Genomic DNA, 19,838 nt, shown 5'->3' on the forward strand with positions numbered 1-19,838 from the left:
GATCACCCTATCTCCGCGCCACCACACCCTTGACCAAATGTGTCCGCCACATGGATCCTTACGCAATGACAACGGGGGTGTTGCGTAACCCTGACTTCCTGCGGTTCCTCAGTTCGCACGTTGCCAGTGAACTAGGCGCGAATATCTCCCGTGTTGCGCTTCCGCTGGCGGCCGTGCTCGCGCTGAACGCCGGTCCGGTGGAGATCGGGGTCCTGTCAGCACTGCAGACGACGGCCTTCCTGCTGATCGGTCTGCCCGCGGGGGTGTGGGTCGACCGGATGCGCCGGCGGCGCGTGATGCTGGCCTCCGACCTGGCCAGGTTCCTGCTGCTCGCCAGCATCCCGCTGGCCGCGGAGCTGGGGCTGCTGACGATCGGCCTGATGTTCGCCATCGCGCTGCTGGCCGGCGTGGCCCAGGTCTTCAACGACGTGGCGGACCAGACGTACCTGCCGGAGCTGGTCGGCACCGGGCAGCTCACCGACGGCAACTCCAAGCTGGAGATCGTGCGGTCGGGCTCGTTCCTGTCCGGGCCGGCCGTGGGGGGCGCGCTGGTGCAGCTGCTCGGGGCGCCGCGCACGCTGTTCGCCACCGCGCTCGGCGCGCTCGCCTCGGTGGTCTTCCTGGGCACGATCAAGGCCCCCGACAAGCCGCCCGCCGTCACCGAGCGCACTCCGCTGCTGCGCGGCATCCGCGAGGGCCTGTCGTTCCTGTGGCGCGACCGGCTGCTGCGCATGTTAGCCACCTCGACGGTGGCCGGAAACCTGTGCACCAGCGCCGTGCTCGGCCTGTCGGTGCTGTTCCTGGCCCAGGTGGTCAAGCTGCCCCCCAGCACCATCGGCCTGCTGCTCATGTCGGGCGGCATCGGCGGCCTGATCGGCGGCTTCACCGGCTCCTGGCTGTCCAGGCGGTACGGCACCGCCAGGATGACCTGGCTGGCGGTCATCCTGGGCTCGCCCTTCGGCCTGCTGCTGCCGATGACGCAGGCCGACTGGCGGGTGGTGTGCTTCGCGATCACTTCGATCGCGCTCACTTGGAGCGCGACATTGTTGAACGTGGGCCAGGTCACCTACCGCCAGACCGTGACCCCCGAGCATCTGCTCGGCCGGGTCAACGCGTCGGTGAGGTTCATGACCTGGGGCATCATGCCGCTGGGAGCGCTGTTCGGCGGGCTCTTGGCCCAGCAGATCGGGGTGCGCGAGGCCCTGTGGGTGATCATGGGGGCCCGGCTGCTGACCTTCGTGCCGCTGCTGTTCTCCCCGTTGCCCCGCATGCGCGACTTCACCCAGGCTCAGGCCAGGTCGTAGACCGCGCCGCTGCGGGCCAGCTCGATCGGGCCGTCGAAACCGCCTCCCATCGCCTCCTCGAGCACGGTGGCCTGGTCGTTCCACGGGACGAGGTGGGTGAGCACGAGCCGTCCGACGCCGGCCTCGGCCGCGTGCCGGGCGGCCTGGCGGCCGGTCAGGTGCAGGTCGGCGGGCAGGTCCGGCCCCTCCACGAACGACGCCTCGCACAGCAGCAGGTCGGCGCCCGTGGCCAGCTTCACCAGTTCGCTCGACTCGCCGGTGTCGCCGGAGTAGGCCACGCACCGGCCGCCGCCGGTCACGCGGAAGCCGTACGCCTCGACCGGGTGGTTGACCAGCCCGGCGGTCAGCGTGAACGGCCCGATCTCGAACGAGCCCGGCGCCAGCGGCACGAAGTCGAACGCGGTCTCCAGGCCCGGCTCGTCCGGCATCCCGTACGCGGCCGACAGCCGGGCGGGCGCGTCGGCCGGCGCGTAGACGGGCAGGGTGGGGTACGGCGCGCCGGGCCCGTACGTGCGGACCACGTGGTAGGAGCACAGGTCGAGACAGTGGTCGGCATGCAGGTGCGACAGGCAGATCGCGTCCACGTCGTACACGCTGATGTGGCGTTGGAGCGCGCCGAGCGACCCGTTGCCGAGGTCGAGCAGCAGCTTGAACCCGTCCGCCTCGATGAGGTAGCAGGACGCGGGGCTGTCGGGCCCGGGGAAGCTGCCCGAACACCCGACGATGGTCACCTTCATGTGGGCTCCTTCCCGATGCGACGCTCCGCGTCGCTACCCGGCCGCCGGAATCCGGTGTCGTCGCTCGTCAGTCCCGACACCGGCGCGGCCGAGTGGCCGTTAGAGGTAGTACCCCCCACTGGTGCGACTTCGACCACATCGATCTCCGGCCCCAGGAACCGTCGCCCGAGCCGGGCGAAGAGCAGGGAGTCGCCGGTGGCGCGGAAGCGGTGCCGGGGGGTGGCCTCGCCTCCTGCCGCCAGATCGCGGTCGTGCAGGATCCGGTAGACGTCCTTGGCCGTCTCCTCGGCGCTGGAGACCAGCGTGACACCGTCGCCGACGACATAGGAGATGGCGCCGGTGAGCAGCGGGTAGTGGGTGCAGCCGAGAATGAGGGTGTCGCACCCGGCGGCCCTGATGGGCTCCAGGTACTCGCCCAGGACCTCGATGAGCTCGTCGCTCATCGTCTCCCCGCGCTCGACGTACTCCACCAGGCGTGGGGCGGCCACGCCGGTGAGCTGCACGTCGGGCGCCGCGGTGAAGGCGTCGTGGTAGGCCATGGACGCGATGGTGGCCCTGGTGGCGATCACGCCGACCCTGCCCGTACGGGTGGCGCGCACCGCTCGCCTGGTGGCGGGCTGGATCACCTCGACGACCGGCACGTCGTAACGCTCGCGGGCGTCGCGCAGCACGGCGGCGCTGGCGCTGTTGCAGGCGATCACGAGCATCTTCACGCCGTGGTCGACGAGGTGGTCCATCACCTCCAGGGCGTAGGCGCGGACCTCGGCGATGCGTTTCGGCCCGTACGGCTGACGGGCCGTGTCGGCCACGTACGTAATGGACTCATTGGGCAACTGGTCGATGATCGCGCGCGCGACCGTCAGGCCGCCGACCCCGCTGTCGAAGATCCCAATACTCGCGTCCGGCACGCTCTAGAGGGTAGGCGACCTGCACGATCAACTCTGCGTAAGAATGCTCACAGGTACGACACGGCGGCGTGCGGGGGGTGTTGTCTTGGTCACATTCGGGCCGGTCAGCCGCGTCCGACCCGGGCGAGTTGGCGCGACTGGGCCACGAGGCGGCCCGTGGAGTCGCGTACCTCGACCTCCTCGTCGAACCAGCCGTCCGAGACCAGCTGGCCGCTGCCGAGCAGCGTGAGCCAGCCGGGGGCGGGCAGCGCCCGCAGGTGCCAGGTGAGGTCCACGGTCGGCGCCCAGCCCCGCGCGCCCGCCGAGAACACCACCGGCGGCAGCGCGTCCACGGCCAGCGCCAGCACGTACGGGTCCGGGTCCTGCGGCTCGGCCATCCTGAAGTACGCCCGCGACTCCGGCCTGCCGGAGGGCTCGCCCTTCAGCCAGCCGATCGTGGGCGGGTCGAAGAGCAGCTCCATCCGGGCGTTCAGGTTCATGCCCGACTCGGGCTTGGGGTCGGGGAGCTTGGTGCAGTCCTCGATGCTGGGCATCTCGTACGCCGATTTTTCGGCATAAATCGGCTCGACCTCGTGCAACGTGGCCGTCGTGATCAGCCCCTCGATGTGCGCCACGTCGTCCTGCACGAGCGTGGCCCTGGCGAACGCGGCCGTCCTGCCCGCCTTGAGCGGCTCGATCCTGATCTGCGCGGGCCCGGCGACCGGCGCCTTCAGGAACTGCGCCGTCGTGCTCACCGGATGCTCGAACGGCGAGGCGTCCACCGCCGCGCGCAGGATCACGGCCATGAGGTAGCCGCCGTTGAGGGGGCCGCCGATGGCGTATCCGGGGTCGAGGCACACGTCGTACGTGCCCTCGTCGATCCTGATCGCCTGAGTCGCCTCGTCGAACTTGGTCATCCGCGCCCGCCTCAACTCCGGAATTATGTTCTAGCGCCCGCATAGTCTATGGCATCCCCCTATCAGCGTGCCTACCTGCGAAAACATGATTCGGTTGAGAAAGTTCGATCATGGCAAGTGTCACCGAACTCCTCGGTCAGTCCGTTTGGGACTCCGACGGGATATGGGTCGGCCACGTGGTCGACATCCGCGTGATCAAGCACAGGGGCGAGCTCCAGAAGAGCCACACCGTCTACGGGCTGATCGTCTCCAGCCGCCGCGCGCCGCTGCTGCTCGGCCTCACCCGGGAGAACCAGGGCCGCGCATCCTGGCTCTCCCGCTCGCTGTCCCGCCTGGTCTATGTGGGCTGCACATTCGTGCCGTGGTCGTGCGTGGTCGACTACGGAAGCGGCGAGGTCCACATCAATGCGCTCAGAAAGGAACTCAGCAGAGTCTGAATCTCACTTCAGCACATTGCAAGCGCCCGTCTAGCAACATCAGCTAACTTCTCTGTGGTCAAAAGTCCACATTGTGAGTTGAGTGATGTCTGCGAATAATCCCCCCTACGGCCAAGATCCTGACCGGACCACGGCGTACAACTGGAACCAGGGGCAGCAGCCGGAGAACCCCCCGACGATGCCTCAGTCATCGGGACAGCCGTACCCGCCGCAGCAGCCCTACCAGCAGGGGGGCTACGGCCAGCAGGCGTCCTACGGACAGCAGCAGCAGCCGTACGACCCCCAGCAGGGGTACGGGCAGCAGCAGCCGACCTACGACGCCGGCTACGGCCAGCAGGGTTCGTACGGCCAGCAGCAGAACTGGCAGCAGGGCCAGCAGCAGGGCCAGCAGGCCCAGGGCGGCTGGCAACAGCAGCAGCCACAGCAGGGTTGGCAGCAGGAGCAGCAGGGCTGGCAACAGCAGGGCCAGGGCTGGCAGCAGGAACAGCAGCAGCAAGGTTGGCAGAACGACCAGTACGCCCAGAGCGGCTGGCAGCAGCAGGGGCCCGAGGGGTTCGGCCCGGCGCAACCGGCCAAGAAGGGCCGCAAGACCTGGATCATCGCCGCGGCCGCCGCGCTCGCGGTGATCCTGCTCGGCGGCGGCACCGTGTGGGCCATGGGCGCCATCGGCGGCGGCGGTACGCAGCCGAACGAGGTCCTGCCCGCCAACTCGATCGCCTACGCCCGGCTCGACCTGGACCCGGCCGCGAACCAGAAGCTGGCGCTGTTCCAGATCGCCAGGAAGTTCACGGTCACCAAGGACTCCTTCACCGGCGAGGACCCGCGCAAGGCGCTCTTCGACACGATCAACTCCGACTCCGACTCCAAGGTCGACTTCGCCAAGGACGTCGACCCCTGGCTGGGCAGCAGGGTCGGCTTCGCCGCCGTGCCGTCGGGCAAGGAGGAGCCCGACTTCGCGGTGGCCGTCCAGATCAAGGACGAGGCGCAGGCCAAGGCCGGCATCGCCAAGCTGATGAAGGGCGAGAAGTACGGCCTCGCCTTCCGTGACGACTACGCGCTGCTGAGCTCGACCCAGGCGCTGGCGGACAAGTTCGCGAAGTCCGAGGGCAGCCTGGCCGACAACGCCGAGTTCAGCGACGACATGGGCGCGGTCGGCGAGCAGGGCGTGCTGTCGTTCTGGGCCGACATGGGCGGGCTCATGGAGGTGGCCAAGAAGGAGGTCCCGGCCGAGCAGGCCGCCCTCGTGGACCAGGTCAAGGACGCCAGGTTCGCCGGCGCGCTGCGCTTCGACAGCGCGTACGTCGAGCTCGCCGGCCTCGTGCGCGGCGCCAAGGGCATGACCCCCGAGGGTGACCTGCCCAAGGCCAACCTGGGCACGCTGCCCGCCACCACGGCGGGCGCCGTGTCGATCTCCGGCCTCGACCAGATGGTCACCAAGCAGTGGGACCAGATCCAGAAGCAGGCCGCGGCGAGCGGCGGCGCCGAGGTCAAGCAGATGCTGGAGCAGGCGCAGAGCCAGCTCGGGCTTCAGCTGCCCGGCGACCTGGCCACGGTCTTCGGCAAGAACTTCACGCTCGCCGTGGACAGCCAGGGCCTGGGCGGCGACCAGATCAAGGGCGGCGTGCGCATCGTCACCGACCCGGCCAAGGCGCAGGCCATCGTCGACAAGGTCCAGCAGGCGCTGGGGCAGGGCGCGCCGCAGATCGCCAAGGTCGCCGGCGACGGCGTCTTCACCGTGGCGACGTCGGACGAGTACGCCAAGCAGCTGGCCGGTGAGGGCACGCTGGGCGACTCGGAGACGTTCCAGACGGCGATCCCCAACGCGGACGACGCCAACTACGCGGTCTTCGTGGACCTGGACAAGGTGGAGAGCCTCTACCTCAAGTCCATGCAGGGCGACGACAAGGCCAACCTCCAGGTGCTGCGGGCCGTCGGGATGAGCGGCACGCAGACCGACACCGAGGCGACGTTCTCGCTGCGGGTCCTGTTCAACTGAGCGACGAACGGAACAAGCGGCCGGCCCCTTGTGGACCGGCCGCCTGTTTCCTGCTGTGTCAGGCCCAGAGCTGGCCTTCGAGGCGCTCTTCCGCCTCCTCCAGGGTGCCCTCGTAGGCGCCCGTGGACAGGTATTTCCAGCCGCCGTCGGCCACCACGAACGCGACGTCGGCGCGCTCGCCCGCCTTGACCGCCTTCTTGGCCACGCCCAGCGCCGCGTGCAGCGCCGCGCCGGTCGAGACTCCGGCGAAGATGCCCTCGGAGGCCAGCAGCTCGCGCGTGCGCCGCAGCGCGTCGGCCGAGCCCACGGAGAAGCGGGTGGTCAGCACGGACTCGTCGTAGAGCTCGGGGATGAAGCCCTCGTCCACGTTGCGCAGCCCGTAGACCAGCTCGCCGTAGCGCGGCTCGGCGGCGACGATCTGCACGCCGGGCACCCGCTCGCGCAGGAACCGCCCGACGCCCATCAGCGTGCCCGTCGTGCCGAGCCCGGCCACGAAGTGGGTGACGGTGGGCAGGTCCTCGAGGATCTCCGGGCCGGTGGTCTCGTAGTGCGAGCGCCAGTTGGCCGGGTTTCCGTACTGGTAGAGCATCACCCAGGAGGGATTCTGGGCCGCCAGTTCCTTGGCCACGCGCACGGCCTCGTTGGAGCCGCCCGCCGCGGGCGAGGAGATGATCTCCGCGCCCCACATGCGCAGGAGCTGACGGCGCTCCTCCGAGGTGTTCTCGGGCATCACGCAGATCAGCTTGTAGCCCTTGAGCTTGGCCGACATGGCGAGCGAGATGCCCGTGTTACCGCTGGTGGGCTCGAGGATCGTGCAGCCGGGCGTGAGCCGGCCGTCCTTCTCGGCCTCCTGGATCATCCACAGGGCGGGCCTGTCCTTGATCGACCCGGTCGGGTTGCGGTCTTCGAGCTTGGCCCAGATCCGCACGTCGGCGGAGGGCGACAACCTCGGCAGCCCCACGAGGGGCGTGCGGCCGACCGAGTCGATCAGCGAGTCGAACCGCATGTCACCCGCCGGCGACGGCAGGCAGCACGGTCACCGTGTCGCCGTCGGACAGCGGCGTGCCCAGGCCGCCCAGGAAGCGCACGTCCTCGTCGTTCAGGTAGACGTTGACGAAGCGGCGCAGGCTGCCCGCGTCGACCAGGCGCTCCTTGATGCCGGGGTGGCGCGACTCCAGATTGCTGATCAGCTCTTCGAGGGTGGCGCCCTCGGCGTCGACGGCCTTGGCGCCGCCGGTGTAATTACGCAGGATGGTCGGAATGCGAACCTCGATGGCCATCGCGCTCAGTCTCCTCAGATCAGGTCGTCGTCCCATCGGCAGAACACCGATGGCTACATGCGGATTCCGCGGGATCTTCCGGTAAGAAACCTGCTCGTCAGGGCTGCCGCCTTAGCGGCAGTGGAGCTGCAGGTCTCGCATGCGACAGTCGTAGACGACGACGGCAGGAGTATGCGCGAAGAGGAAACTCTGCACCGGCCTGACCATCATGGGAGAAACCTTACCTCTTCCTCGGTAATCACTCCGTCGAGGATCCGGTACGAGCGGAACTCCACCTTGTCCTCGTCCCGCGTGGAGACCAGGACGTAGTGGGCGTCCGGCTCGGAGGCATAGGAGACGTCGGTGCGCGACGGGTACGCCTCGGTGGCCGTGTGGGAGTGGTAGATCACGACGGGCTCCTCGTCGCGGTCGTCCATCTCACGCCAGACGCGCAGCTGCTCCATGGAGTCGAAGCGGTAGAAGGTGGGCGAGCGTTCGGCGTTCTCCATCGGGACGAACCGCTCGGGGACACCGTTCCTGCCGGCGATCACCCCGCACGCCTCGTCGGGGTGGTCGGCACGGGCATGGGCGACGATCTTGTCCACCAGTTCCTGCGAGATCGACAGCATGCCCGGAAGTTACCAGAGCGCCCGGACCAGGCTGTCCTGGAGGTAGGTCAGCCAGTCGTAGGTGAGGTAGGCCGGGTAGCGGGGGTCGTCCTCGGACATCACGGCGATCTCGTCGTGGACCTCCTCGGTCACGTCGAGCTTGGTGCCGAGCGTCAGGCGCACGTCGTTGAGCGAGCGCAGCCAGGCCTGGGCCTGCTCGGGCGAGAGCTCCGCGCGGCCCGACCTGGCGGTGTCGAAGACGGTCTGCGCGTCGGCCCGCTTGCCGTCGCGCAGGGTGGCCTCGGTGTAGCGGCGGAACTCCGCCGAATCCTTCTCGTCCTCGTACGCCGACGGGAACAGCCTGGCCAGCACCGGGTCGGTCGGCGCCTCTCCCCCGCCGATGCCCAGCGCCCGCTCCAGCGGGTCGTCGCTGGTCCGCCCCGGCTCCACGATGCCCAGCATCATCGACACGAGCGAGCGCAGGAGCGAGACCTCCGCGGCCTCGAACTCCGCGACGACGACGCCGCCCTTGCCCGACGAAAACCCCGATGTCACGCGTGCCGCCTCACTGACCTCATGTGCCTCACTTGACCGAGTCCGGCTGGACCGTCGCCCACAGGCCGTAGGAGTGGAGAATCTGCACATCGCGTTCCATCTCTTCCCGCGTGCCACTGGACACGACGGCCTTGCCCTTGTGGTGTACGTCCAGCATGAGTTTTTCGGCCTTCTCTCTCGTGTAGCCGAAGACCGATTGGAAGACATAGGTCACGTAGGACATGAGGTTGACCGGGTCGTTCCAGACGATGGTCACCCATGGCAGATCGGGCCGGACGTCCGATGACGGACGCTCAACGGCGATTGGAGCGGTGCTACCCACATCCCCGAGTCTGCCCTATCTGGGCCGTAGTCTTCGAGTCGTGACAATGACCATGAGCACTGCGTTGCTCACAGATCACTATGAGCTGACGATGCTGCAGGCGGCGCTCCGGAGCGGAGCGGCGCACAGGCGCGCCGTTTTCGAGGTGTTCGCCAGACATCTGCCGGGTGGCAGGCGCTACGGGGTTGTCGCCGGGACCGGACGTGTCCTGGACGAGCTAGAACGCTTCCGTTTCAGTGAGGAAGAACTCACCTATTTGCGGAAGAGGCAGGTCGTCGACGACGACACTCTGGCGTTTCTCGCCGATTACCGGTTTTCCGGGAACGTCTACGGCTACCGCGAGGGCGACCTCTACTTCCCCGCCTCCCCGATCATGATCGTGGAGGGGACCTTCGCGGAGGCCGTGCTGCTCGAGACCCTCACCTTGTCGATCCTGAACCACGACTGCGCCATCGCCTCAGCGGCCTCCCGCATGACCAACGCCGCGGGCAAGCGGCCGATCATCGAGATGGGCTCGCGCCGCACCCACGAGGCCGCCGCCGTGGCCGCCGCCCGGGCCGCGTACATCGCCGGTTTCGCCTCCACCTCCAACCTCATGGCCGGGTACGCCTACGGCGTGCCCACGGCCGGCACGGCGGCGCACGCGTTCACGTTGCTGCACGACTCGGAGAAGGACGCGTTCGAGGCCCAGATCGCCTCGCTCGGCCGCAAGACGACGCTGCTGGTGGACACGTACGACGTGGCCGAGGCGGTGCGCACGGCCGTGGAGCTGGCGGGGCCGGAGCTGGGCGCGGTCCGCATCGACTCCGGCGACCTGGCCGCCGCCGCGCAGGAGGTGCGCGAGCAGCTCGACGCGCTCGGGGCCTTCGAGACCCGCATCCTGGTCACCTCCGACCTGGACGAGTACGCCATCGCCGCGCTCGCCGCCGCCCCCGTCGACGGTTACGGCGTCGGCACGTCGCTGGTGACCGGGTCCGGCGTGCCCACGGCGGCCCTGGTGTACAAGCTGGTGGCGAGGGAGACGGCCACGGGCAAGCTGGAGGCCGTGGCCAAGCGCTCGGTGGGCAAGCCGTCGCGCGGGGGCCGCAAGCAGGCGTACCGGCTCCTGGACGACGTGGGCAACGTGGAGACCGAGCTGATCACCACCGGCGGCCTGGCCCCGGAAGGCGGCATCCCCTTGCTGCACGAGCTGGTGCGCGACGGGCAGGTCGTGGGCAGGGAGCCCCTGCCCGCCGCCCGCGAGCGCCACGCCGCCGCCGTCGCCACCCTCCCCCAGGAGGCCCTGCACCTCGGCAGGGGGTACGCGGCCATCCCCACGGAGTTCGCCTGACCCTCCCTGCGGCAGCGGGGTGCCGGGTCGGACGGCGGGCCGTGTTATTAGAGTGCTGAATATGGGGATCGCATTGATCATCGTCGATGTGCAGAACGACTTCTGCGAGGGCGGCAGCCTGCCCGTGGCCGGCGGCTCGGAGGTGGCGGCGGCGATCACTCGCCACATGGCCGAACACGGCTATGACCACGTGGTGGCGACCCGCGACTACCACATCTCGCCCGGCGACCACTTCGCCGAATCGCCCGACTACGTCTCCAGGTGGCCGGCGCACTGCGTGGCCGGGACCCCGGGAGCCGACTTCCACCCGTCGTTCGACGTGGCGGAGGTGGAGGAGGTGTTCAGCAAGGGCGCCTACGCCGCCGCGTACAGCGGTTTCGAGGGCCTTTCGAGCGACGGGGTCCCGCTGGCCGAGTGGCTCGGGCAGCGCGGGGTGCACGAGGTGGACGTGGTCGGGATCGCCACGGACCACTGCGTGCGCGCGACGGCGCTCGACGCGGTCAAGCACGGGCTGGCGGTGCGGGTGCTGCTGGACCTGACGGCCGGCGTGGCCCCGACGACCACGGAGGCGGCGCTGGCGGCGCTGAAGGACGCGGGCGCCACCCTCCGGGGGGCGCCCGTTCTGGGGTGACCGGGATCACCATTGATCACGAGGCGTATGCGGTAGGCAACGCTGCGTTCATGTGATATTCAAGAGGACGAACCCCCTCCGGAGCCGTAGTAATACGGAGAGTCACAAACTCCTTTTCGCGGGAGGTAGATTCATGCTGGCCATCTCCCTGGGTGCGGCCTGGCTCGTCCTCGGCCCTCTCTGCCTGTGGCTGCTCGTCCGGGGAAGCGCCGGCGAGCGGGTGGCCGCGGTCGTCACGCTGGCGCTGCTGGAAGGCGGGACGATCGCGATGGGCGCCGAAGAGCGGCCCGCCCCCGCCCCTCCGGCGATCGTGGCCAACCTCGTGGCCTCCTGCCAGGAGCGCGTCCCGGTCCCCCATTCGGCGAAGGTGGCCCACGAGATCGTGCTGACCTGGGCGGCGGCGCCGCAGGAGTGCGGGGCGGCCGAGGTCGTGGTCCGGGCCGAGGGGCGCAAACTGCGTCTATGGCTGTACGAGGGGCCCAACGTCGGCAGCCACCCGGCCGCGCTCACGGGCCACCACCAGCGCGTGTTCACGCTGCCGGTGCGCGTCGAGAGCGGCCGGGCCGCGCTGAAGCTTCCCCTGCGGGAGAAGCCGGATTACGTCCTGACCGACGGCCGCACCGGGCGGCGCATCCCCCAGACGTAGTCAGGGCTTGGCCACGGCGAGCCGCAGCGCGTCGTCGAGCCGGGCGAAGACCTCGAACGCGTGCCGCAGCCCGGTGATCGACAGCACCCTGGCCATGACCCCCTGAACCCCACCGAGCAGCAGCCGGGTCCCTCTGGACTCGCACCGCTGCATGACGCCGACGAGCTCGTTCATCCCCATGGAGTCGCAGAACGAGAGCTCGCCCAGGTCCAGGATCAGGAAGGGCCTGGGAGGAAGGGCCCAGACGGGTTCGAGGTGCTCACGCAGCACCTGCAGGACGTTGACGTCGAGCTCGCCCTCGAGCTTGAGGATGACGGCGTTTCGTGAGAGGCCGGAAGTCACGGTCAGCATCGGCTTTCTGGTGACCTCAGACGACATGGGCAAAGTCCTTCTGCGTATCCCGAGACAAGCCAAGAGTGGTTGTTGCCTCTTCCGTCGAGTTTCTAACAGATGAGCGCCGCTCTGTGGCCAAACGCACAGAGTCACCCATCGTCACACGCGACCGGCACGCGCAGCGCCGGGGGGCGGAGCGCCACGCGCGACGGCTCCCTCAGGCTGTCCCGAAGGTGATCACGTAGGCGGCGAGCAGCACGGACAGGACGATCACCAGGACGCCCGTGCCGCTGATCACCATGACGACGTTCGCCCGCTTCACCATCCAGCGGATGGCCGCCGCTGCCAGTGTGATCAAGGCCGTCAGGAGGAAGAGGGTCAAGGCTCTGGTATCGGTTGATGTTGGTATTGCCACCGAGAGGTGGAGGACTAGTGTGGTCATGAAGGTTTTCCCTGGTGCGGAGACGCGCTCTGACAGAAACCTCGCTCGCGGGCACCTCCGCCGATGATTGGGCTCGTCGCGGGGGTGTTCCGCTGTCTTTCTGCATGGGGATGCCGCTCCTGCCGGGTGTGGCTCATCGGACCCTCGCCACGAACCACCTCCACCCATATTCAGCTAACTTCAGTGAATCTTCTCCAATTAGAGGTTTACCCCGACTGAACCGCCCTATTCGTACACGGCGGTGACAGCTGAATGGTTAGACTGATGGCTCTTGTGCTCACCCGTTTGTGCACGTTGGCTGTTCTGTTAGGCCTTAGCTGCGGATTCTTCATCGATTCCGCCGCCAGGTTGATGTTCACTAGAGATTACTGAAGTTCACACCAATGGGGCTGGCATGAGCGGCGTCAATTCCGCGCTGGCGCGCCGACTGCGCGAGCTGCGCGAAAGCCACTGGCCTGACCGGCGCGTCACCCAGGCACAGCTGCGCGAGGCGTTCCAGGTCAGCGTCGCGCTGATCTCGTCGTGGGAGTCGGCTCATGCGAGCAAGATCCCGCCCTTACACCGGCTGGAGAAGTACGCCGCGTTCTTCGCGACCAAGCGATCGATCTCCAACGGGACGGCACGCGTGCTCCCCGTGTCCGACCTGACGGCGGGCGAGCTCGAGGACCACCGCCACCTGCTCGCCGAGCTGGACCGGCTGCGCCAGGCCGCGCTGAAGTCCCAGGCGTCGGGTGAGAACGCCGAGCCGGCGGCGCGGGACGCGCTCCAGGCCGGCCCCTGGCACTTCCGGGACGGGGAGCCGATCACGGTCATCTGCTCGCAGGTCCCGGAGGAGGACCGGACCAAGATCCCGTACGCGGACCCGTCGAGCCCCGACTACATCGAGCTGTACAAGTACTCCGACCTCGACTCCCTCTTCGAGCTGTGGGGCCATCTCCGGGCCGCGAATCCGCGCAGCCCGGTGAAGCTGGTCTCCACCGAGGATCTGCGTTCCGACGACCTGACGACGCACGTGGTGCTCCTGGGCGGCGTCGACTACAACGCGGTGACCGGGGCGGTGCTCGCGCAAGCAGAACTCCCGGTGCGGCAGGTGCCCGACTGGGAGGGGGAAAAGGGTCCGTATTTCGAGGTCATCGAGGGGGGCGACACGCGCCGGCACTACACCGTCACCGCCGGGTCCGGCGATAATCTGCAACTCCTTGAGGACGTCGGGTTCTTCTACCGCGGCGTCAATCCCGACAATGTCGAGCGCACGTTGACCATTTGCAATGGGATGTACGGCAGAGGCGTCTACGGTGCGGTGCGGGCCCTGACCGACGAGCGATTCCGCGACCGCAACGCCGTCTATCTGCGGGCACGTTTCGGCACCGCCGCGGCCTACAGCATTCTCACGCGCGTCAGGATCAGGGACCGCGTGGTCGTCACTCCTGATTGGACCCTGAACACGTTCCGGCTGCATGAGTGGTCGGAGCCCTCTCGTGGGGACTGAGGTCGGATCGGAGCATCACCACGGCTCCCACCGGGATCTGATCGAGGTCTACCCGCGAGTCGCGAAGTCCGGCCGCGTCGACGCCATCGTCGTGCCGACCATCAGGCACCCGGTCTGGCTGAGCCACGCGATCCGGCTGGCGATCGCCCTGGACTGCCCCCTCGTGACCCTGCACAGCAAGTGGAGCAAACCGGACCTCCTCCTGATGCCGGCCGGCCTGCAGTTCATCTCCGTGGACATCGACAACGTGGCCCGGCTCAACCTGCCGGACTTCGCGACCACGGCCCTGCTGAAGGGCACGCCGTTCGCCCGCGCGACCGACCTCAGCGCCAAGCGGAACACGGGGCTGCTGCTGGCCCGCCTGATGGGCTGGCGGCGCATCGTCTTCCTGGACGACGACATCGAGGTCGGCGGGCACGAGGAGGTCGCGCACGCGGCCGCCCTGCTCGACTCGTACGACGCCGTGGGCATGCACATCGGCGGCTACCCGGACAACTCGGTGGTGTGCCACGCCCACCGGCTGACCGGCGGGCATCAGGAGTCGTTCGTGGGCGGCGGCGCCCTGGCCGTCGAGACGACCCGCGGCCCCTCGTTCTTCCCGAACATCTACAACGAGGACTGGTTCTACCTGCTGGGCGAGAAGTCGGTGCGCCCGCTCGCGGTCACGGGGATGGTCAAGCAGCGCCCGTACGACCCTTTCGACCGCTCCATGCGCGCGCGGGACCAGGAGCTCGGCGACGTGCTGGCCGAGGGCGTCTACTGGCTGCTCGACGGGGGCGGGGGCACGGGCTGGCAGGCCGCCGCCGATCCGGCGTACTGGGTCGGCGCCCTCGCCAGGCGCGGCGACTTCGTCAAGGACGTGCTGCGCCGCGTCAGGGAGCTCTCGCCGGACGCGACGACGAGCCGCCGGGCCATGGAGGAGTCCCTGCTGGCCGCGCTGGGCCGCCTCAACCGCATCACGCCGCAGTTCTGCGTCAAGTACCTGGAGGCGTGGGCGGCGGACCGCGACCAGTGGGCCGATCACTTCGCCAGGATCCCGCAACTCGGGCCGAGCGTGGCCGATGCCATGAAATGGCTGGTCAGACCTGGTGCACCACTATTGCGCCAGTGGACCTCATTTGATTCATAAGTGGGCGAACCGGGAATCTGTCGTCCGTGGGGCCACGTGATATCCGTCAGGCCGTCCATACGGACCTCCCTGCGATGGTCGACTCGCTCGGGCAGGAGGGCTACTTCACCGACCGGCTCGCCAGGCAGGACTCCGGTCACGGGGCCCTGCTCGTCGCCTGGGAGCGCGGGGTGGCGGTCGGCGACGTCTACATGTGGCTGGGGCCCGCGGAGGAGCCCGAGCTGCGTACCCACTTACCGGGCGTGGCGCTGCTCACGCACCTGGAGGTCGTGCCCCGGATGCGCAACCGGGGCATCGGCACCGCGCTGCTCTGGGCCGCCGAGGAGCGGCTCCTGGCCGACGGCCACGACCAGGTCGCCCTCGGCGTGGGCCTGGACAACCCCGACGCCCTGAGGTTGTACCAGCGCCGCGGCTACGCCGAATGGCCGCACGGCGAGGTGGCGACCACCGACGTCGTCTACCACCCGAACGGCGGGCTCGAGCTCCGGCCCGAGCTGTGCCGCATCTTCGTCAGAAAGCTCGGCTGAGCGCGCCGGCTAGCGGCGCTGGGTGGCCCAGCGGCGGATGGTGTCGATCCGCTCCTGGATCTGCTCCGCCGTCGCCTGCGCGATCGGCGGCCCGCCGCACGAGCGGCGCAGGTCCGAGTGGATGACCCCGTGCGGCTGACCCGTGCGGTGGTTCCAGGCGCCCACCAGGCCGTTGAGCTCGCGCCGCAGGTCCGCGATCTGCTCGTGCGGCGCCAGCGTCTCGCGCGGCTGCTCCTCCTCCTGCTTGCGCCTGGCCGCCTGCTGGTCGGACTGCCGCTTGCGCAGCAGCGTCGCCACCTGGTCGGGCTCCAGCAGCCCGGGCAGGCCCAGGAAGTCCTCTTCCTCCGCCGAGCCGACCGCCGCGCCCGTGCCGAACTCGCCGCCGTCGAACAGCACCCGGTCGAACGTGGCCGACGTCTCCATCGTCTCGAACGGGAGCTCGTCGCCCAGGACGTCGGGATTGTCCTTCTGGCGGTTGGCCTGCTCCAGGAGGCTGTCGTCGAGCCCGTCCTCGGGAGGCCGCTTGTTGAGCACGTGGTCGCGCTCGACCTCCATCTCGTTGGCCAGCCCCATGAGCGTGGGCACCGAGGGGAGGAAGACCGAGGCGGTCTCGCCGCGCTTGCGGGCCCGCACGAAGCGGCCCACGGCCTGGGCGAAGAAGAGCGGGGTAGAGGTGGAGGTGGCGTAGACGCCCACGCACAGGCGGGGGATGTCGACGCCCTCCGACACCATGCGCACGGCCACCAGCCAGCGGTCCGGCGAGGCCGTGAACTGCTTGATCTTCTTCGACGCGCCGGGGTCGTCGGAGAGGACCACGGTGGCGCCCTCGCCGGTGATGTTGCGCAGGTGGCGGGCGTAGGCCCGGGCCGTCTCGTGGTCGGTGGCGATGACCAGGCCGCCCGCGTCGGGCACGCCCCTGCGCACCTCGGTGAGCCGCCGGTCGGCGGCCTGCATGACCTGGCGGATCCAGTCGCCCTTCGGGTCGAGCGCGGCCCGCCACGCCTGCGAGAGCTGGTCCTTGGTGAGCGGCGTGCCAAGCGTCGCGGCGATCTCGTCGCCCGCCCGCGTGCGCCACTTCATCTCGCCGGAATAGGCCAGGAAGATGACCGGGCGCACGACGCCGTCGTCGAGCGCGGGGCCGTAGCCGTAGGAGTAGTCGGCGACGCTGCGCTTGAGGCCCTCGGCGTCCTCCTCGTAGCCGACGAACGGGATCGGGTTGTCGTCGGACCTGAACGGCGTGCCGGTGAGCTGGAGGCGGCGCGTGGCGGGCTCGAACGCCTCGCTCACGCCGTCGCCCCACGACTTGGCGTCGCCCGCGTGGTGGATCTCGTCGAAGATCACCAGCGTCTTGCGCGCCTCCGTGCGCGCCCTGTGCAGCGCGGGGTGCATGGCGACCTGCGCGTACGTCACCGCCACCCCGGTGTAGTCGCGCGAGGTCGTGCCCTGGCTGTTCTTGAACTCGGGGTCGATGCCGATGCCGACCCGCGCGGCGGCGTCGGCCCACTGCCGCTTGAGGTGCTCGGTGGGCGTGACGATCGTGATCGACCTGATCACGCCGTTGGCGATCAGCTCGCTGGCGATGCGCAGGGCGTAGGTCGTCTTGCCCGCCCCCGGGGTCGCCACGGTGAGGAAGTCACGCGGCTCGCGCCTGAAGTAGAGGTCGAACGCCTCCTGCTGCCACGCACGGAGCTTGGGGGCGGTGCCCCATGCTGCTCGGTCGGGATAGGAAGGCGAAAGGTGGGACGCGGCGAAGGTGCTCACCGCATCACCTCTGGGGTTAGTGTGCTTCGCTCTCTCACAGTGACCCGATAGTAATCGGGCCGACCGACAAGACGTGCCGTGAGTTGAGGATTCTGGCCAAGCTCTTCCCCGCGTGCTATGCGGGTCATTTGATCTTCGTCATGACCGTGTCGAGGGCCTGTCTGCGTGCGGTTTCCTCGGGTTGGAGCAGCCCGAGGAGCATGACCGCGGAGCCCGCGCGAGTGAGAAGCGTCACTCTCAGGAACGCCGGCCGGTTGACCACATCCTGATATTCCGCCCGCAGCGCCCGGGTGTGCCCTCCGGGGAGCTCCTTGTCCTCGACGACGGTCACCCGGTCTCCTTTGAGCAGCAGCCGGGAGTAGAGCTCCGCCGCCTCCGCCGTGGCCTTCTTGGCGTCCGCCACGGCCCCTGTGACCGGCCTGGCCATGACGAGCCCGCCGCCGCCGTCCCTGGCCACGGAGGTGAAGCCCGTCACGGGCGGCACCGGCGCCTGGCTCCACCCCTGTGGCAGCGCCACCGACACCTTGGCCAGGGAGTCGCTCAGCTGCCCGCTCTCCGCCGAAGGCGCGGTGATCCGCAGCGTCACGACGGTCGCCCCCACCACCAGGCCCACGCCTGCCAGCAGGGCCACCGACACGACCACCCAGCGCCGCAGCGTCCTCCCGGACACGCCCGTGCGCCGCCCGGGGTCCGCCGGAGAGCCGTAGAGGCGCGCGGACGGGGGAAGCGACTCCCAGGGCTCGAACTCGCGGTCCAGGCCGTACGAGGCGGTCCTGCGGATCTGCGGGTTCCACGACTCCTCGGGCCCGAGGTCCAGCGGGTCGGGCTCGCCGCGGACCGGCTCAGGACCGCTGGACCGGGCATGCCGCCGTACCGGCTCCGGGTCGGGGTCCGGCACGGCCTCAAGAGGGCCCGTGCGCCCCCGCCGCGACTCCTCCTCGTGGGGCGCGCCCCACGCGTACCGCGGAGGAGTACGGCGATGCCTGGGAGCGGGCTGAGGCGGCCAGACCCGGCGGTCGTCCTCGGTGTCATCCTCCATGGCACCTCCCTGACCGCTGTCCTATCACCCCGCGCGACGATGGTCAGGAGAACCGTGATCGGTGTGACAGGAGGGGCGGAAATCAGCGGGTGCGTCCGGCGAGGAGCGTGGCGCCGAGGGCGATGGCGGCCATGAGGAACGAGATCACGACGAACCCGGTGGCGATCTCGTCCGGGGCGTGACCGATCAGATTGACCAGCGCGCCCCCGACCCCGATCGCCAGGGCGGACCCGAGCATGTCCGTGACCGACAGGGCGGCGGAGTTCGCCCCCTGCTCGTTCAGAGGGGACTGCCGCAACGCGGTGACGCTGACCGTGGTCATGCCGAACCCCATCCCGAACCCGGCCACGATCCACGCGGGCACCGCGACCCAGCCGGTCACCCCGGGAACGACGCACAGCATGCAGATCAGGATCGAGACGGTGACGCACCCCGCCCCCAGCCGGATCCGCCTGTACGCCTCCCCCTCCCGCCTGCTCTGCAGGAACGACCCCGCGGACCACCCCAGCGCCCCGGTCGTCAGCGCGATCCCCGCGAGCTTGAGGTCGAAGGACTTCACCTCCTGCAGCGCGAGCGGGATGAAGGAGTTCACCCCGAAGAAGGCGGCTGAAAAGAAGCCCCGCATCAGCACGGTCGTGGGCAGCCCGCGCGCGAACCGCAGCGCGTCGGGAGGCAGCAGCCGGTACAGCCCGTAGACCAGGAACGCCAGGCCCGCGACGGCCTCCAGTGCCCCGACCACGGGACGTCTGTGCAGGAGGTCCACGCCCTGCAGCAGCGCCCCGGCCCCGCCCGCCGTGGCGGTGGCGGCCAGCGTCATCGCGACCGGCCTGGAGCGCGGGCCGGTGGACGGCTCATGGGAGGAGGACGGCATGCGCAGCGCGGGCACGAGCATCACCAGCGCGGGCACGACCAGCGGGATGATCCCGTAGAAGACGTACCGCCAGCCCCACTGCACGGCCACGAACCCGGCCACGGCCGGCCCCACCATGGCGGGCACCACCCAGGCGGCGGAGACGGCCGCGAAGACCTTGGGCCGCAGGGCCTCCGGATAGACCCGCGCGATCATCACGAGCAGCGCCACGATCGAGGCGCCCGCGCCCAGCCCCTGCACGGCCCGCGCCACGAGGAACATCCCCGCCGAGTGCGCCGCCCCGGCCAGTGCCATCCCCGCCACGAACAGCACCACCCCTGACAGGAACGGCACCTGGTAGCCGCGGCGGTCCGACCAGAGGCCCGCCACCACGTTCGCGAAGAGGCTGGCGATGAGGAAGGCGGAGAAACTGATCCCGTACAGGTCGAGGGCGTTCAGCTCGTGGGCCACCGCCGGCATGACGACCCCGACGGACATGCCCTCGAAGGCGACCAGGGTGATCGTCAGCACGATGCCGACTGTCGCGACGCGGTATTCGGGGCTGAGGATGCGGGTGGATTCGTAGGGAGTGTCGAGTGCCTTTGGACCTGTCACCTACATATCGTAATTTGCCGGAAA

General features: G+C 69.3%; 22 protein-coding genes. 9 read left to right on the top strand and 13 right to left on the bottom strand.

The window, feature by feature from the left end:
• The first annotated feature begins 65 nt into the window (after positions 1-65).
• The gene (locus ACWDRB_RS33500; protein WP_364251015.1) at positions 66-1,304 is read left to right on the top strand and encodes an MFS transporter; all 1,239 of its coding nucleotides are present in this window, start codon (positions 66-68) and stop codon (positions 1,302-1,304) included.
• On the opposite strand, the gene ACWDRB_RS33505 is transcribed toward ACWDRB_RS33500, so the two are convergent.
• The 3 genes from ACWDRB_RS33505 to ACWDRB_RS33515 all read right to left on the bottom strand — a co-directional run bounded on the left by ACWDRB_RS33505 (position 1,289) and on the right by ACWDRB_RS33515 (position 3,845).
• A complete protein-coding gene (locus tag ACWDRB_RS33505; protein ID WP_449900456.1) occupies positions 1,289-2,041 on the bottom strand; it encodes an MBL fold metallo-hydrolase in 753 nt (250 codons plus the stop codon). The genes ACWDRB_RS33500 and ACWDRB_RS33505 overlap by 16 nt on opposite strands.
• Positions 2,038-2,949, bottom strand: coding sequence for a glutamate racemase (murI, locus tag ACWDRB_RS33510; RefSeq protein ID WP_449900458.1), 912 nt, complete (start codon positions 2,947-2,949; stop codon positions 2,038-2,040). Before murI ends, ACWDRB_RS33505 begins: the two co-directional genes overlap by 4 nt.
• A gap of 104 nt (positions 2,950-3,053) precedes the next feature.
• Positions 3,054-3,845: a thioesterase family protein gene (locus ACWDRB_RS33515; RefSeq protein ID WP_449900461.1), complete on the bottom strand. Its 792-nt coding sequence runs from the start codon at positions 3,843-3,845 to the stop codon at positions 3,054-3,056.
• A gap of 110 nt (positions 3,846-3,955) precedes the next feature.
• Here ACWDRB_RS33515 and ACWDRB_RS33520 point away from each other — a divergent pair, with 110 nt between their 5' ends.
• Complete coding sequence (locus tag ACWDRB_RS33520; protein ID WP_449900463.1) at positions 3,956-4,282, top strand: hypothetical protein; 327 nt, start codon at positions 3,956-3,958, stop codon at positions 4,280-4,282.
• 178 nt (positions 4,283-4,460) lie between these two features.
• Positions 4,461-6,278: a DUF3352 domain-containing protein gene (locus ACWDRB_RS33525; RefSeq protein ID WP_449900465.1), complete on the top strand. Its 1,818-nt coding sequence runs from the start codon at positions 4,461-4,463 to the stop codon at positions 6,276-6,278.
• Positions 6,279-6,336: 58 nt separating this feature from the next.
• Here ACWDRB_RS33525 and ACWDRB_RS33530 read toward each other — a convergent pair whose 3' ends face one another.
• The 5 genes from ACWDRB_RS33530 to clpS all read right to left on the bottom strand — a co-directional run bounded on the left by ACWDRB_RS33530 (position 6,337) and on the right by clpS (position 9,022).
• Entirely contained in the window at positions 6,337-7,284 is a 948-nt protein-coding gene (locus ACWDRB_RS33530) for a PLP-dependent cysteine synthase family protein (protein ID WP_350730110.1), read from the bottom strand.
• 1 nt (position 7,285) lies between these two features.
• Entirely contained in the window at positions 7,286-7,558 is a 273-nt protein-coding gene (locus tag ACWDRB_RS33535) for a MoaD/ThiS family protein (protein ID WP_185071430.1), read from the bottom strand.
• 206 nt (positions 7,559-7,764) lie between these two features.
• Positions 7,765-8,166, bottom strand: coding sequence for a M67 family metallopeptidase (locus ACWDRB_RS33540; RefSeq protein ID WP_350730109.1), 402 nt, complete (start codon positions 8,164-8,166; stop codon positions 7,765-7,767).
• A 9-nt stretch (positions 8,167-8,175) separates the two neighbouring features.
• Entirely contained in the window at positions 8,176-8,700 is a 525-nt protein-coding gene (locus ACWDRB_RS33545; protein ID WP_350730108.1) for a DUF2017 domain-containing protein, read from the bottom strand.
• Positions 8,701-8,728: 28 nt separating this feature from the next.
• A complete protein-coding gene (gene clpS / locus ACWDRB_RS33550; RefSeq protein WP_185071427.1) occupies positions 8,729-9,022 on the bottom strand; it encodes an ATP-dependent Clp protease adapter ClpS in 294 nt (97 codons plus the stop codon).
• Between the two features lie 46 nt (positions 9,023-9,068).
• Between clpS and ACWDRB_RS33555 the strand changes: the two genes are divergently transcribed.
• From ACWDRB_RS33555 to ACWDRB_RS33565, 3 genes are all read left to right on the top strand, one after another.
• A complete protein-coding gene (locus tag ACWDRB_RS33555) occupies positions 9,069-10,352 on the top strand; it encodes a nicotinate phosphoribosyltransferase (protein WP_449900468.1) in 1,284 nt (427 codons plus the stop codon).
• A 61-nt stretch (positions 10,353-10,413) separates the two neighbouring features.
• The gene (locus ACWDRB_RS33560) at positions 10,414-10,983 is read left to right on the top strand and encodes a nicotinamidase (protein WP_449900470.1); all 570 of its coding nucleotides are present in this window, start codon (positions 10,414-10,416) and stop codon (positions 10,981-10,983) included.
• Positions 10,984-11,116: 133 nt separating this feature from the next.
• Positions 11,117-11,629 (top strand): hypothetical protein, encoded by a 513-nt coding sequence (locus tag ACWDRB_RS33565; protein WP_449900472.1) that lies wholly within the window; start codon positions 11,117-11,119, stop codon positions 11,627-11,629.
• On the opposite strand, the gene ACWDRB_RS33570 is transcribed toward ACWDRB_RS33565, so the two are convergent.
• Both ACWDRB_RS33570 and ACWDRB_RS33575 read right to left on the bottom strand, forming a co-directional pair.
• On the bottom strand, positions 11,630-12,007 hold the full coding sequence (locus ACWDRB_RS33570; protein WP_449900475.1) for an STAS domain-containing protein: 378 nt from the start codon (positions 12,005-12,007) through the stop codon (positions 11,630-11,632).
• 172 nt (positions 12,008-12,179) lie between these two features.
• A complete protein-coding gene (locus tag ACWDRB_RS33575; RefSeq protein WP_350730099.1) occupies positions 12,180-12,320 on the bottom strand; it encodes a hypothetical protein in 141 nt (46 codons plus the stop codon).
• Between the two features lie 478 nt (positions 12,321-12,798).
• Here ACWDRB_RS33575 and ACWDRB_RS33580 point away from each other — a divergent pair, with 478 nt between their 5' ends.
• From ACWDRB_RS33580 to ACWDRB_RS33590, 3 genes are all read left to right on the top strand, one after another.
• On the top strand, positions 12,799-13,893 hold the full coding sequence (locus ACWDRB_RS33580; protein ID WP_363962824.1) for a helix-turn-helix domain-containing protein: 1,095 nt from the start codon (positions 12,799-12,801) through the stop codon (positions 13,891-13,893).
• Positions 13,883-15,022: a hypothetical protein gene (locus ACWDRB_RS33585; protein WP_449900478.1), complete on the top strand. Its 1,140-nt coding sequence runs from the start codon at positions 13,883-13,885 to the stop codon at positions 15,020-15,022. The genes ACWDRB_RS33580 and ACWDRB_RS33585 overlap by 11 nt, the downstream gene beginning before the upstream one ends.
• A gap of 74 nt (positions 15,023-15,096) precedes the next feature.
• Entirely contained in the window at positions 15,097-15,549 is a 453-nt protein-coding gene (locus tag ACWDRB_RS33590; RefSeq protein WP_449900480.1) for a GNAT family N-acetyltransferase, read from the top strand.
• 9 nt (positions 15,550-15,558) lie between these two features.
• Here ACWDRB_RS33590 and ACWDRB_RS33595 read toward each other — a convergent pair whose 3' ends face one another.
• The 3 genes from ACWDRB_RS33595 to ACWDRB_RS33605 form a co-directional block, all read right to left on the bottom strand.
• Positions 15,559-17,310, bottom strand: a complete 1,752-nt coding sequence (locus ACWDRB_RS33595; RefSeq protein ID WP_449900482.1) for a DEAD/DEAH box helicase — start codon at positions 17,308-17,310, stop codon at positions 15,559-15,561.
• A 124-nt stretch (positions 17,311-17,434) separates the two neighbouring features.
• The gene (locus ACWDRB_RS33600; RefSeq protein ID WP_449900484.1) at positions 17,435-18,349 is read right to left on the bottom strand and encodes a hypothetical protein; all 915 of its coding nucleotides are present in this window, start codon (positions 18,347-18,349) and stop codon (positions 17,435-17,437) included.
• Positions 18,350-18,431: 82 nt separating this feature from the next.
• Positions 18,432-19,814: an MFS transporter gene (locus tag ACWDRB_RS33605; RefSeq protein WP_449900486.1), complete on the bottom strand. Its 1,383-nt coding sequence runs from the start codon at positions 19,812-19,814 to the stop codon at positions 18,432-18,434.
• Between the last annotated feature and the right edge of the window lie 24 nt (positions 19,815-19,838).

The sequence above is a fragment of the Nonomuraea sp. NPDC003707 genome (assembly GCF_053587055.1).